The sequence below is a fragment of the Pedobacter nanyangensis genome, from assembly GCF_003313505.1.
Taxonomy (GTDB): Bacteria; Bacteroidota; Bacteroidia; order Sphingobacteriales; family Sphingobacteriaceae; genus Pedobacter; species Pedobacter nanyangensis.
The window spans coordinates 13336-28210 of record NZ_QMHO01000013.1 but is presented as its reverse complement, the minus strand read 5'-3'; the positions used below and the strand labels follow the sequence as shown (position 1 = coordinate 28210).

The window sequence follows — 14875 nt, the reverse complement described above, 5'->3', positions numbered from 1 at the left end:
TTTGGGAAATTAGTTTCTACAGTTCATCTCAGAAACTATCGTGTGGCAATTGCCCTAAAGTTTAAATTAAGATTTGGGGTTTCCTGAGCATTTAAGAATTGCACCATGAAAGTGGTATTGGCCCTGGCCAATAATTGCTCAATAATTACAGTTAGCGGTAAGGCTAATACTTGTAGTACCAACTTCGTCATAAAGCTTAATATTTGGTTAAAGGTTAGGTTTCATCCGCAGCGGTTGGCATGCCGGAATGGCAACAACATTCAACAAATTTAGCGCGGTAATTTGGCCTGAGGGTGATAATATCATCCAAAGATTTTGACAAAATCATCCAGCGAAAGCTATTTTAGGAATATCCGTGATACTTTTTGCGATATTCCTGCGGCGCATAGCCATACAATTCCTTAAAGCATTTATTAAAATATCTTGGGCTGCTGAAACCCAGGTGATAAGCAATTTGGCTAATGTTCAGTTCATGTGAATGTTGCAACATATCAGCAGCCTTTTTTAAACGGATATTGGAAATGAAAGTATTGGGTGTAAGTCCTGTAACACCTTTTAATTTACTGAACAGCGACGATCTGCTGAGGCCCATTCCCGCAGCAAGCAGGTTCACATCTATTTCGCCGTGCAAATGGTTTTCGACAATTGCCGTGGCTTGGTCAATAAATTTTCGATCCATTTCGGTGGTAGCCACTTCCTGTTGTTGCGCCAATCCGGGTTGGTTAAAATACTTGGCTTTTAGTACTTGCCTTGCATTAACCAAATTACTGCAACGTTGTATAAGCAGTTTGGTATGAAATGGTTTGGTAATATAGTCGTCGGCTCCGGTACGCAGGCCTTCCAATTGATGTTCCACTGCTGATTTAGCCGTTAACAGCACTACAGGAATGTGGCAAGTATCAAAATTGCTTTTAATTTTGGCACAAAGCTCCGTGCCCGACATCCCAGGCATCATCACATCACTGATGAGCAAATCGGGCTGTTCTTTTCTGGCCAATTCTAAACCTGTTTCACCATTATTGGCCGTAATTACCCTAAACAAAGGTTTTAAAATTTCGCCTACAAATGCTCTCAATTCGTCATTATCCTCTACCAACAACAGTTTTCTTTTTTCAATTTCCTGTGCCAAGTTAGGATCCAACATTGTTTCGCTGGTTTCTTCCGTATTTGCGGCTTCTGCCCCATCAAGCAAAAACCTATGTTGCGGTACAGAGGCCAAAACCTCCCGCTTCATCCTTACCACGAACGTACTTCCCCCGCCTTCCTTAGATGAAACCTGAATACTTCCCCCATGCAGTTCCACGATACTTTTTGAAATTGCCAAACCTATTCCCGTGCCGGGGTTTGCTGAAGGATCAACCTGATAAAATGCGTCAAAAACATGGATGAGCTGGTCCTGTGCAATGCCTTTTCCGGTATCTGCTACGCTTATCAGTACTTCCTGATCCTCTGTTTCCACTTTAACGGTAATCGTATCACCTGGCTTGCACGCCTTAAAGGCATTGGAGAGTAAATTGTTGACCACTTTTTCCATCTGCTTCCTGTCCAAGTGTAACCTTATTTCTTCTGGAGGATGTTGGTACTTCAAATGGATATGCTGTTGTTGGGCAAGCGCAAAAAAACCATTCAAAAATTCATGCAGCAAAGCCACAAGATCGGTAGTTTCTAGTTTTAGGTTTACATGGCCCTGTTCCTGTTTCCTGAAATCAAGTAATTCGTTAATCAATGCACCCAAACTCGAGGCATTTTTATGTATTCCCGCCAACTTTTGCTGTAAACTAGGTTGCAGGCTGCTCACGTTCATCAAATTTTCGGTTTGGCCAAGAATAAGAGTTACCGGTGTCCTGATTTCGTGCGAAACATTGGTGAAAAAACTCAGCTTAGCTTGCGCCAATTCCTCGGTGCGTTGCTTTTCTTTCTTTTCAAAAGCGAGTGAACTTTCTAGATAAGCCCTCATTTTGGTTTGGCGCATCCACCAATAAACCAATCCGCAAACTACGGCAAGGTAAAGCAGGTAGGCATACCAGGTTTTATAAAATGCGGGCTTAATGATCAGTGCAATTGACCTTTCGTCCAATACTTCGTTATTGTTCCCTATCGCTTTTACGTGAAAAAAATATTTCCCCGGCGCCAGGTTGGTATAATTTGCCGTATTTTCTGCCGATGGCCCCACCCAGTTTTTGTCAAGCCCATCTAATTTCCAAATAAATTTTCGTTCTACGGCCTGACTAAAATTAACGGTGGTAAATGTTAGCGAAAAGGAATGCTGATGATGTTGTAGGGTAATGAACGAAGTATTATCGAGCGGTTGCGCCAAAGGCGAATCTTTTTCTCCAGCCTTAACTTCTTTATTAAACAAATTGAAATTTAGGAATACGATATTTTCTGAATAGCTTGGTGTACTAATGGTTTTTGGATGGAAAGAAATAAAACCTTTGGTACCGCCAAAGAAAATTTCTCCCGAACTGCTCCTCATCCTTGCGGTTTGAAAAAAGCTCATGTTCAGGGGCATCAGCTTTTTAGGATAGTTTTTCACCGCCAGAGTTTTGGTGTTCACGGCGGCAATTTTGTCTTTAAAGGCTACCCAAAGTTGCGCATCACCATCAGGCACCAAACTGTAGGCTATTTCCTGCGCACTACGGTGATAGGTGTTCACATATTGCAGTTTGCCCTTTTTGTTTTGGTAGCGTAGCAAGCCCCCACCGTAGGTAGCTAGCCATAAAGTACTATCACCCTGCAAATAAACATCGCAAACATATTTACTTTTTAATGCTTTGGTGATGGGATGCTCTTGTACCTTAAGCGTTTGTGGCGCTATTTCAAAAAGCCCAACTTCGGTGGCAGCCAAAATATGGCCTTTTAAATTTTTGGTCAAATGATTAACCTGGCTCAAGGCAATATGGCTAAACTGCTGTGTTTTGAGATCAAGCTTACTGCTGGGCCCCTTTTTCCCGCCTAGCCAAAGGTTCCCATCCTGATCTTCGGTAATGCTGTAAATGAAATTAGTGCCGATACCGTTGGCTTGGTTATTCTTCTTCACATAATGGGCCAAAATACTGCCCTGTTCATTAAGCACATAAACCCCGGCCCCATAAGTACCTACCCAAATACGGCCATCTTTAGCCTGGTAAATAGAAAGGATATAGACCGAATTAAGCAGAAAACTCACAACGCCATTAGTTGCATTTTTTAACGATAAACCTCCGTTGGTACCAAACCACAGGTTTTTACGGCGGTCCTGCATTAAGCAAGTAACCACGTCCTTTGCAATTAAATTGGGTTTATCATCATGTCTAAATTCCACATGAAACCCATTTAACGGCGTTTCCATTAGGTTTATTCCGCCGTTGGTGGCAATCCACATTCGGTTATCCTTGTCCTTAAAAATATCGTAAATGGCGTCGCCACTTAAATGCTCCACGGTTTCGTATTGGCTATATTTGCCAACCACGCTTTTCTTTAGCTTATCTATTAAAAAAACTCCTGCCCCATCTGTACCAACCACCAGTGTACGGCTATTGGATTCGGCAATACACATGATCATGGCTTGATTGGCTGAAGACAACGCGATCGATTCCAATTTCTTTGAGGGCAGATGATAGCTCAACAATCTACCTCCTACTGTTCCAATCCATAACGTTTGCAGGGCTTTGTCCCAATGTGCAGTCTCTATCTGCAAATTGCCTAAGCTTTGCCGCAACGGTTGGTCAAAAAAATGGCTAAGTTTTAAGTTATTTTCACTAAGCCAAAACAATCCATAATCCGCTACGATAATTTTTTGGTTGGCGCCGTATTCGATAATGTCTTTTACTAAAAGCCCTTTGAGCGGCGGTGGCGCCAGCAGGTTGGTCACTTTTCCATCTTTAAAGAGGCCAAAACGGCCGTTGGTTCCAAACCAGATGTCACCATCGGAATCAATACTCAAGGTTCTTACATAAAAATTAAGGTTAGTGAGCAATTGGAAAGTATCCGCAGCGGCATGGTATTGATAAATCCCTCCGTTACTGGTATAGGCAAAAACCTGCTTTTTATTGTTAGACAGCACGTTGATGTACCTCACAGGATTGGCATTGGCCAGCATTGGAATTTCGTAATGCTTTACATGGTAGCCATCGTACCGATCAATACCAAAGCGGTTCGAAATCCAGATGAAACCTTTTTGGTCCTGCGTAATCTTAAGTGTTTGCTCCGCCATCAAATCCCGATGTTGGAGTGTAGCAATTGTTTTCTGCGCAGTGGCCACAGGGGATGAAACGAAGAGCAGCAACAACCAAAACAGGTATCTCATGAAACTATGGCTTATAAATTGGTTACGGAAAAGTAGAAAGCAAGATAGGAATTTCCTATTTGGAATAAAATAGCTCGTCTGCCCCAACAGACTATTTTATCAAATGATTTGGACAATATTGCCACTCCCACCACAAACACCTTAAATAGATTTGGAATAGTATAACCAAATTTAAATTTTGCATGAAAGGCGTTTTAGCCTGTAAGTAGTGCCGTTTTTTGATTTGGTGTGATGCAAACCACCAAAATAAACAGTATGAAAAAACAATTACTCATGATTTTGCTTTGTGCACTTGCCTTAAAGGCTTCAGCACAATTTACCGCCAACAGATTAGCGGTGTACCGCATTGGCGATGGCACTGCACTTACCAACAACAGAACCTCTGCGGTATTTTTAGACGAATACCTGACCTCGGGCGCCAATCAAACTGCGGCTTATACTGTACCTGTTACCGATGGGAACAACAGGTTTACAGGAATCATCCGAACAAGCAATACCGTTTTCCAGCTAGAGGGCATGTCTGGCCTATCACCCGATGGGAACCACCTGGCCATTATCGGGTACGACCAAACCACCAACGGTACCGTAGACGACAATACCGTTAAGGTAGTTGGACTGATCAATGCACAAGGTGTGGTCAATACCTCCACTACGCTTACTGGCCGATCTCCAGCCAGAGCTGCCATTGCACTGCCTGGAGGTAATGCCGTTTACAGCTCCATTTTACAGGGAGGAATCAGATATTCTATAGTTGGCACCTCTACTTCTGTGGAGGTAAACACCAATGTGAGCAATGCACGTAGTTTTACCATTTTCAACAATACGTTGTACTGCGCCAACAACTCCACACAGGTTCCTTATTTGAATAACTTGCCCACCGCATCAGGAACGCCTACTTCCGGAAACATCAATTTGACGGGTATCAGCAACGTTAACCAAATTGCGTTGTTCGATTCTGATGGAGATGGGACTCCCAACATCATTTACGCAGCTAATGATGGGGCTAACCTAGCTGATGCGGGACTTCATAAATTTGTATTGGAGGGCAATATCTGGACCGCAAAAGGCTTTATTAAAATTGCGGGCATTACCGATGGTTTAAAAAGTGTTACGGGAAAAGTATCTGGTGCCGACATTGAACTTTATGCTACTACTTTAGGGAATTTAGGCAGCCCAAAAGTAGCTTCCCAATTACTGAAAATTACGGATGCAAACGCTGCAAGCAGCATGATCAACAATACCGATAACGTACCCTTGGTATTGGCTACGGCAGCCAATAATACTATTTTCAGAAGCGTAACCTTTACACCCGGCACTGCACCAGAAACTACGCTCCCGGTGAAGCTCGTTTCCTTTAAAGGCCAAAAGAAATTGAACGGAATTAGCTTAAATTGGAATACAGCTGCCGAAACCAACAATGCTTATTTTGAAATATGGAGAAGTAAGGACTCCGAGCACTTTTCAAAAATAGGGCAACTTAAGGGCAAGGGCAATAGCACCACCAACCAGTTTTATACTTTCATGGACCATAGTCCGCAAAGCGGCACTAACTACTATCAACTTGAACAGGTAGATTTTGATGGCAAGCGTGAGAAATCAAATGTAATAGCCATAAATTTCGATTTACAGCAAACCCAGCTGAAAGTATGGGCCGCTAACCCGCAAACCTTAAACTTATCGTTCAACAGTTCGCAACATGGCGCTGCACAAATACTTATTGCTGATTTGAACGGCAAAAAAATCTATCACGGAAAAACGATTGTGTCCCTTGGCACAAATGAAATTTCGCTGCCCTTTGCACCACCACAACAAGGCCTGTACATGATCAGTATTACAACCAGCAATGAAGTTTTGAATGCCAAGTTTTTAAAATAACCACAAAAATGAAGGGGTAATTTGGCTTACTCCTTCATAATATTCTCTTCTTCAGACATTTCAATAGCTGCCGGGCTGGTTGCACGCAGATATTTTGCCTCGTCAAATTCGTTTTCGCTTTTGGCAATTACGATAGAAGCAATACCGTTTCCAATCATGTTGGTAATGGCTCTTGCCTCGCTCATAAACCGATCTACGCCAAGCAAAATGGCAATGTGCTCCACAGGCATAATCTTTAAAGCTGTAAGTGTACTGGCCAGCACAATAAAACCGCTTCCGGTAACACCTGCGGCCCCCTTGCTGGTTACCATCAGCACCATCATAATAGAAACCTGTTCGCCAATGGTTAAATCAATACCAAAAACCTGGGTCAGGAAAATAACGGCCATGGCCAGATAAATAGAAGTTCCGTCGAGGTTAAAAGAATACCCAGTGGGGATAACCAAACCCACTACTGATTTGTTACAGCCAATATCTTCCATTTTCTTCATCATACTCGGTAAAACCGATTCTGACGAAGAGGTACCCAATACGATCAAAATTTCCTGACGGATGAATTTCAGATATTTCCACAAACTGAATTTGTAGTAACGGCAAATGGCATTAAGCACCACAAAAATGAACAGAAAGCAGGTTAAATAAACCGCTCCCATCAGTTTGGCCATGGGCAGCAGCGTATGCAAACCAAACTTGCCCACACTATAAGCCATTCCACCAAAAGCTCCCAAAGGTGCTAAACGCATGATCACCTTCATCATATTAAATAACACTTTGGCAATTTTATCAAATGAAACCAATAGCGACTGTCCCGTTTGCCCCATTTTACTTAGGCCGTAACCAAACAAAATGGCAAACACCAATATTTGCAAGATTTCGCCTTTTGAAAATGCTTCGAAGATATTTTTAGGGAAGATATGTGCAATAAACTCCAACCAGTTGATAGAACCCGCTTGCTTGGCATAGGCATCCATTTTGGCCACATCGCCAGCAGGCACTTCTACACCTACGCCAGGCTTTAATATATTAGCCACTACCAAGCCAATTACAATGGCAATGGTGGTTACAATTTCAAAATAAAGAAGGGCCTTTCCTCCAACAATCCCCACTTTTTTCATATCGCCCATGTGGGCAATACCAAGCACAATGGTAAAAAAAATGATTGGGGCAATCAACATGCTGATCATGTTAATAAAGCTCTTGCTGATCAGTTCGGCATGTGGGGCAAAACCGGGATAAACTACCCCCACTAAAATACCTAACGATATGGCTACAAGAACCTGAAAAGTTAGGTTTGAAATAATTTTCTTCATGTATAGTATTGGTTTGAAGCAGGAAAGATAATAACAATTTTGAACATGTATCAATACTCCTTTATCCATTTAATACGCTCCATTAACCCTATTAAAAGCTTTAGTTTTGTATATTTGCCATAAATAAAAAGGCAATGCGTAAACTAAAGTTTGTTTTGATGGGTTTGCTTACGGTTGGAGCAATAGGTTATGCCTGCAAAAAGGAACCCGTAGATAGCAAACTTTTTGTAGAGCGCTACCTCATAGGCAAGTGGCCGTTAAGAATGGAAATCAGCAGCACGATCACCAACGGTACAGCGAGCCCTCGAGATACCACCACCTTTAACCCCACAGATACCACTTCATTTACAAGTGAGCTTAAGTTTACCAGAAGAGCCACAACAGTGGATTTTACTGTTGATGCCGCTGGCGAAAACATCAAATTTTCTACCAGTCCTGATAGTACTTGGCATATCGAATACCTGAGAACAGGATATTTTAAGCTGGTTTACACCCGAAAAGAAACTGTTGGCAACAATGTGGTTTCACACATTATCGAAAGAGATTTCAGGAAATAAAATGCCTTAGTCTTTTGCGATACCTACCGAAGAAAACTGCAAATCGTATAAACGTTTATAGTAGCCGTCTAATTTCAGCAATTGCTGGTGGGTGCCCTTTTCCTTAATTTCTCCCTTATCCAACACGATAATCAGGTCGGCTTTTTGGATGGTTGACAAGCGGTGGGCAATAACGATGGAGGTCCTGTCCTGCATCAGTTTATCGATGGCATTTTGGATCAATAGTTCTGTTTCGGTATCTACCGAGGAAGTGGCCTCATCCAATACTAAAATGGCCGGTTTATAAACCAAGGCCCTGATAAAAGAAATTAACTGGGCCTGCCCTGCCGATAAGGTAGCGCCTCTTTCCATCACATTATAGTGATAGCCACCGGGCAAGCGCTCAATAAAATCATGTGCGCCCACTTTTTTAGCGGCCGCTATTACTTCCTGGTAATCAATATCCGCATTATTTAAAGTGATGTTGTTGAAAACAGTATCCGAAAAGAGAAAAACATCCTGCAAAACGGTGGCAATGTTTCGGCGCAAATAAGACAGATCATAATCTTGGATGTTATTTCCATCGATTGTGATGCTACCTTTTTGGATTTCGTAAAAGCGGTTCAGGATGTTGATGGTAGATGATTTACCAGCTCCGGTAGCCCCTACCAAAGCAATAGTTTGTCCAGATTTTACTTCAAAGGAAATGTCCTTCAGCACATATTTTGGGTTTTCCTCTCCGTCTTGATCGTAGCTGAACCAAACATTTTTGAAAGTAATATTGCCATCCAGTTTTTTTGGAGCCAATTTTCCAGAGTTTACCGTGATTTCTTGGGTGTCCAATACTTTAAAAACACGCTCAGCACCTACCATTCCCATTTGCAGGGTATTAAATTTATCTGCCAGCTCCCTAATGGGCCTAAACAACATGTTGATGAACATGATAAATGTAGTGATGATTCCCGGATCCAGATCGGGCTTGGCCAACACCGTTTTTGCGCCATACCAAATTAGCAGCCCTAACGACATGGCCGAAATCAACTCCACTACGGGGAAGAAAATAGAGTAATACCAATTGGATCGGATATTGGCATCGCGGTAGCGCGAATTGATTTTTTCAAACTTTTGATACTCTTGGTCTTCCCTTGCAAAATATTGGATAATAGCGATACCGCTGATATGTTCCTGTAAAAAGGTATTTAGATTGGATACTTCGGCCCTTACTTCCTGAAAAGCCACTTTTATGGCCTTCTGGAAAATACGGGTAGCGATGATCAAAAACGGCATGGGGATTAATACTGCCAGGGTAAGCTTCCAATCCATCCAAAACATGATGCTCATCAGTACAATCACCTGCAACATATCGCCAATCATGGCAATTAATCCTTCAGAGAAGATATCAGCAATGGTTTCCAGGTCAGACACCGTGCGGGTAATGAGCTGGCCAATGGGCGTTTTATCAAAAAATTTAAGCCTTAACTTACTGATATGGTTAAAAACGTTGATCCGCAGGTCCCTTATGGCCGATTGCCCAAGCTTATTGGTGAGCAGCGTGTGCACATATTGGAAAATAGTTTGTAATACCAGCAACACCAGCATTAAAATGGTGATGTTAAGCAAGCCATAATAGTCGCCTTTAAGGATATGCTTATCCAGCGTGTAGCCCACCAGCAGCGGCCTAGCCGGAGCAATGGCCGCCAGTAAAATGGTAAGTGCAACCGACCAAATAAAGATAGCCCGATAGGGCCGCACATAGGCCATTACCCTTTTTAACAAGCTAAAATTAAATGCGTCTCCGGTTACTTTTGACATTCTACAATTAGTTAATTTGACCATTAGCTAATTAGCTAATCATCATTTTTAATATATGGATATTCCACCGCCACCAAATAAAGTCCGCAAGCAGGTACGGATTGACCTGCGTTACCCCGGTTTTTACTTTCTACAATTGTTGAAACGTCCTGCGCTTCAATATCGCCACGGCCCACCATTACCAAGGTACCCATGATAGCCCGCACCATATTGCGCAAAAACCTATCGGCCTTGATGGTAAAAATAATTCCGTTTGGCTGTAATTCAAACATTGCGTGGCTAATTTTACAGTTATTGGTAAATGTTTGCGTATTCGATTTACTGAAACAAGAAAAATCAATGTACTGCAGTAGCAATTGCGCCGCTTGGTTCATCTTCTCGACATCCAATTCACCTTTATATAACCATGAACGATCCAACTTGAAAGGATCTTTTTGGAAATGAATATAGTATTTGTATTCTCTAGCCGTCGCGTCAAAACGGGCGTGAGCATTTGCCGCCACTTCAAAAATGCGATGCACGGCAATGCTATAGGGCAAAAGCGCATTTATTCCAGTGGTTGCATTGGCCAGTTGCTTAGGGCTTACATCAGCCAAATCAACATGCGCATAAAACTGCGTGGCATGTACACCAGTATCCGTACGCCCGCATCCCAAAGAAACGATTTCCTGCCTGAAATAGGTGCTTAGCGCCTTATCCAAACATTCCTGAACAGTAATCCCGTTAGGTTGTATTTGCCAGCCATGGAAGGGGGTACCATCATAGCTAAGTTCGACGAAATAACGTTTTGTTTCCAAGCTGCAAAAATAAAGGAAAGAACAAGGAATAAAGAATAACGAATAAAGATTATAGCAGAAAACAAATTGCATAGGTAATTTAGGATAGTGTTAGTCTTTGCTCTTTGATCCTTGTTCTTTTATCTCCAAAAAAGTTAAGTTTGTAAAAAATTTCATCTCATTATGATTCAGAGAATTCAATCTATTTGGTTTTTACTTGCCGCGATTACTATTTTTTGTTTATTGTTTATCCCAATTGTTGGCCTTGGATCAGGCAACGTTTATCAGGTGCTGTACGGCTCTGGGCTTAAAACAACTGGAGCAGGCACTTCAGCTACCAACTTTCCTTTGCTGATCAGCACTGTTTTTGCTGGGCTTATTAGCGTGGTGAACATTTTTAATTTTAGAAACAGGAAACTCCAGATACGCATTGCCTTATTGAACGTGGTTTTGATTTTGGCGTTGTCGGTTTGGTTTTTTCAAATTGTAAAAAGCGTAAGTGGGCTAACCCAAATTGACGTTGAGCCGGGGATATTTCTTCCGTTAATAGCCGTTATTTTTACCCTATTAGCTGTTAGGGGCATTAAAAAGGACGAAAAATTAATTCGTTCGGCTGATAGGCTACGTTAAATTTACATTAAAAAATACATTTTCAATCGCTTAATTATTAGGTTTTTACTATTTTCAAGGATAATTTACTTACCCCCCCTTTTATGAAAAAACTTTTACTCGGATTATCATTATTTCTTGGTATAGCTGTTAATTCCTCGGGTCAATCTATCAGCTTAACTCAAGCGGGAGTAGCTTATACCCAAAATTTCGACCTTCTATCAAACACAGCAGGAAGTACAACCAACAATTTAACAATACCTGGCTGGTTCTTGACTGAGACAGGTGGAGGTGCCAGAGACAATGAACAATATGCGGTAGATGCTGGAAGTAGTACTACTGGAGACACCTATAGTTATGGGTCAGCGGCTTCTACAGATAGAGCTATCGGTAGCTTGAGATCTGGAACTTTAATTTCTGTATTCGGAGCATTTTTCACGAATAATACGGGCGCACCGGTTACAAGCATACAGATATCTTACACCGGCGAACAGTGGAGACTTGGAACTGTTGGAAGAACAGATCAATTGGCATTTTCATACAGCACCGATGCTACCTCACTTACCACTGGAACTTGGACTAGTGTGAGTGCTTTGGACTTTATAAGCCCTACAACTGCTACTGCAGGTGCTAGAGATGGAAATGACGCAACTTATAGAACCGCCATCAGTTCAGTAATAACAGGACTAAACATTCCAGTAGGAGGAACTATTTTCATTAGATGGGATGATGTTGATGCCTCAGGAGCGGATGACGGCCTAGCTGTTGATGATTTCAGTTTAACGCCTAATCATGCGCCACTGCCAGTTTCCTTAACTTCTTTCACCGCAAAAGCCAATTTGCAAAACATTGATTTAGCATGGAACACCGCTTCAGAAAAAGACAATTCCCATTTCGACATTTTACGTTCTGGGGATGGAAAAACATTTTCAAAAATTGGCGAGGTAAAAGGTGCGGGCAATAGCAGTACGGCAAAAAACTATGCCTTTACCGATAAAGATGCTTTACCAGGGGTAAGTTATTACCAGCTAAAACAGTTTGATGTGGACGGCAAAAGCTCCGATTCGGAAATTATAGCCATAAAATCAAACGTGGCGGCCAGCAACTTTAGGGTATTTGCCAACAAACAGGAAGGCACGGTTAAACTCACTATTTTTGCTGCCAATGAAGGCAAAGGTTCACTTAGGATTTACGATTTAAACGGCCGTAAATTAACGGAGCTGCAACTGAGCTTGAATAAGGGCTACACCAATGTTTCGGTGCCTTTTAATGGTGCCAATGGCTTACACGTGGCCTCATTAACTACAGCAACCGAAACCGTTACACAAAAATTTATTCAATAAAAACCCTTTGAGGTACCCGCTGTAAAAGCTTTGCGGGCTCATAAAAAAGCCGGTTCATTACGCGAACTGGCTTTTTTTTATTTACGCCTTACCTCAAACGATCCTAGTGGTGTGAGGCCGCTGCCTAATAGCCCCGATTGAAGCGAAAATACTTTTTGTTGTAGGCCGCGGAAAAGCCTCGCAGGTTTTAAAAACCTGTGAGGCTTAAGCACTAACAGCCACAAAAAGATTGCAGCGAAAAGCGGGACTTTCCGCAGTGCGAGGCAGTACAAATGCGCTCCAAAACCTGTAAAAGGGCATAAAGCAAAGCAGATCTTATTTAACTTTCTTATTTACAATTTATTAAGAAAAAAACTAATTCATGTTAACACTATAAATTACGGATTATTAAGCGTACCTTTGCGCCTTAATTTAAAAATGTTATAATGATAAACCCATTTAGTAAATTGGGGATAAGTGATGACGTTGTTAATGCCGTTAAAGAGCTAGGATTTGAAAATCCTACGCCTATTCAGGAGCAAGCCATTCCTGTACTGTTAGAGGGTAGTAACGACTTTGTTGGTTTGGCCCAAACAGGAACAGGAAAAACAGCCGCATTTGGTTTGCCGTTGTTAGAATTAATCGACTTTAAGAGCAATAAGCCACAGGCACTTATATTGTGCCCTACTCGTGAGCTTTGTTTGCAGATTGCAAACGACATCAAAAATTTCTCAAAAAACAAGCCTGGTGCTAGCGTGGTTGCCGTTTACGGTGGCGCTAACATTATGCAGCAACTCCGCGAAATTAGAAACGGAGTGCAGATTGTTGTGGCCACGCCCGGCCGTATGTTGGATATTATTGGCCGTAAAGCCATTGATTTTTCTAATGTGAACTATGTAGTTTTAGATGAGGCGGATGAAATGTTGAACATGGGCTTCCAAGAAGACATCAACGACATCCTTTCTACTACTCCGGAGGACAAAAAAACTTGGTTGTTTTCTGCTACGATGCCACCAGAGGTGCGCCGCATAGCAAAAAACTATATGGAAAACCCTATTGAGTTAACCATGGGCACCAAGAATACTGGCAACGCTAATATTGAACATGAGTACTACGTAGTGCGTGCCCGTGACAAATATGCGGCCCTAAAACGTATTGTTGATTATAATCCAGATATTTTTGGTGTGGTTTTCTGCAAGACCAAGATGGACACCCAGGATGTTGCGGAGCATTTGATTAAGGATGGCTACAATGCCGATGCTTTACATGGCGACCTTTCTCAGCAGCAACGCGATAAGGTGATGAAACGTTTCCGCGAAAGAAGTATGCAGCTATTGATTGCTACTGATGTTGCGGCCCGTGGTATTGACGTGAACGACGTTACCCACGTGATCAACTTCGCTTTGCCTGATGAGATTGAAAGTTATACGCACAGAAGCGGCCGTACGGCCAGGGCTGGTAAAACCGGTACTTCTATCTGTATCATCAACTCGAAAGAGCTGGGCAAAATCCGCCAGATTGAAAAAATTATTGGCAAGAAATTTACCAAGGCTGATTTACCTACTGGCTTTGATGTTTGCGAAAAGCAATTGTTTGGCTTGATCCACCGCGTGCACAACGTGGAGGTTAACGAAGAGCAAATCGACAAATATATGTCTCGTATCAACGATGAGTTTGCCGACTTGAGCAAAGAGGAAGTGATCAAGAAATTTGCGTCGTTAGAGTTTAACCGCTTCTTAGAATACTACCAGAATGCTCCAGATCTTAATATCAGTGCTGATGAACGTGAACGTGGCGAACGTGGCGAAAGAAGAGAACGTGGAGAACGTGGAGAACGCGGAGGCAGAGGTGCAGAAGCGGGATATGCCCGTTTGTTCATCAATGTTGGCTCGGTAGATGATTTCACCAGAGGTGATTTATTGAGCTTTGTTTGCAACCACGGCCGTATTAGCGGGAAAGCTGTTGGTAAAATTGACCTGAAAGGTGTTTTCTCTTTTGTTGAAGTGGAAAGCGCTACTGCCGAAACACTTTTGGCCAACTTTAAGGATGTTCAATACAATGGTAGAGAGGTTAGGATTGAAGTGAGTGGCGAGCCTGCCCGCAGCGGCAGCCGTGATGGCCGACGTAGTGGAGACCGAGGTGGTTTTGGCGGCGATAGAAGACGCGAAGGCGGTGGCTACAGAGGTGGCGACAGAAGAAGCAGTGGCGGAAGCGGAAGACGTTCTAATGGCGGAAGCGAAGGCGGTTTCAGGGATTTCTCTGGACGTAGCCGCGAAGAGAGAAGCAGTGGAAGAAGAGAAGGCGGAAGCGACAGAAGACGTAGATCTTAGTTTTCAGTTTACACAAC

10 protein-coding genes are annotated in these 14875 nt (G+C 42.4%); 5 read left to right on the top strand and 5 right to left on the bottom strand.

Features of this window, described 5'->3' with window-relative positions; translation table 11 throughout:
- Nucleotides 1–35 precede the first annotated feature (35 nt).
- Both DUT71_RS20265 and DUT71_RS17135 read right to left on the bottom strand, forming a co-directional pair.
- Nucleotides 36–191 (bottom strand): hypothetical protein, encoded by a 156-nt coding sequence (locus tag DUT71_RS20265; RefSeq protein ID WP_162796094.1) that lies wholly within the window; start codon nucleotides 189–191, stop codon nucleotides 36–38.
- A 152-nt stretch (nucleotides 192–343) separates the two neighbouring features.
- A complete protein-coding gene (locus DUT71_RS17135; RefSeq protein WP_113663773.1) occupies nucleotides 344–4288 on the bottom strand; it encodes a two-component regulator propeller domain-containing protein in 3945 nt (1314 codons plus the stop codon).
- Nucleotides 4289–4543: 255 nt separating this feature from the next.
- Here DUT71_RS17135 and DUT71_RS17130 point away from each other — a divergent pair, with 255 nt between their 5' ends.
- Nucleotides 4544–6163 (top strand): T9SS type A sorting domain-containing protein, encoded by a 1620-nt coding sequence (locus DUT71_RS17130; RefSeq protein WP_162796093.1) that lies wholly within the window; start codon nucleotides 4544–4546, stop codon nucleotides 6161–6163.
- Nucleotides 6164–6189: 26 nt separating this feature from the next.
- Here DUT71_RS17130 and dctA read toward each other — a convergent pair whose 3' ends face one another.
- Nucleotides 6190–7473 carry a C4-dicarboxylate transporter DctA gene (gene dctA, locus DUT71_RS17125; RefSeq protein WP_113663771.1) on the bottom strand — a complete coding sequence of 428 codons (1284 nt, stop codon included), beginning with the start codon at nucleotides 7471–7473 and terminating at the stop codon, nucleotides 6190–6192.
- Between the two features lie 134 nt (nucleotides 7474–7607).
- On the opposite strand from dctA, the gene DUT71_RS17120 reads away from it, so the two are divergent.
- Nucleotides 7608–8030 carry a hypothetical protein gene (locus DUT71_RS17120; protein WP_113663770.1) on the top strand — a complete coding sequence of 141 codons (423 nt, stop codon included), beginning with the start codon at nucleotides 7608–7610 and terminating at the stop codon, nucleotides 8028–8030.
- 6 nt (nucleotides 8031–8036) lie between these two features.
- On the opposite strand, the gene DUT71_RS17115 is transcribed toward DUT71_RS17120, so the two are convergent.
- Together DUT71_RS17115 and truA are read right to left on the bottom strand one after the other, a co-directional pair.
- The gene (locus DUT71_RS17115; protein ID WP_113663769.1) at nucleotides 8037–9821 is read right to left on the bottom strand and encodes an ABC transporter ATP-binding protein; all 1785 of its coding nucleotides are present in this window, start codon (nucleotides 9819–9821) and stop codon (nucleotides 8037–8039) included.
- Between the two features lie 35 nt (nucleotides 9822–9856).
- Nucleotides 9857–10618, bottom strand: coding sequence for a tRNA pseudouridine(38-40) synthase TruA (gene truA / locus DUT71_RS17110; protein ID WP_205313979.1), 762 nt, complete (start codon nucleotides 10616–10618; stop codon nucleotides 9857–9859).
- Nucleotides 10619–10780: 162 nt separating this feature from the next.
- On the opposite strand from truA, the gene DUT71_RS17105 reads away from it, so the two are divergent.
- The 3 genes from DUT71_RS17105 to DUT71_RS17095 all read left to right on the top strand — a co-directional run bounded on the left by DUT71_RS17105 (nucleotide 10781) and on the right by DUT71_RS17095 (nucleotide 14858).
- A complete protein-coding gene (locus tag DUT71_RS17105) occupies nucleotides 10781–11227 on the top strand; it encodes a DUF4293 domain-containing protein (protein WP_113663767.1) in 447 nt (148 codons plus the stop codon).
- 83 nt (nucleotides 11228–11310) lie between these two features.
- Complete coding sequence (locus DUT71_RS17100) at nucleotides 11311–12549, top strand: T9SS type A sorting domain-containing protein (protein ID WP_113663766.1); 1239 nt, start codon at nucleotides 11311–11313, stop codon at nucleotides 12547–12549.
- Between the two features lie 425 nt (nucleotides 12550–12974).
- Nucleotides 12975–14858 (top strand): DEAD/DEAH box helicase, encoded by a 1884-nt coding sequence (locus tag DUT71_RS17095; RefSeq protein ID WP_205313977.1) that lies wholly within the window; start codon nucleotides 12975–12977, stop codon nucleotides 14856–14858.
- The last annotated feature ends 17 nt before the right edge of the window (nucleotides 14859–14875 follow it).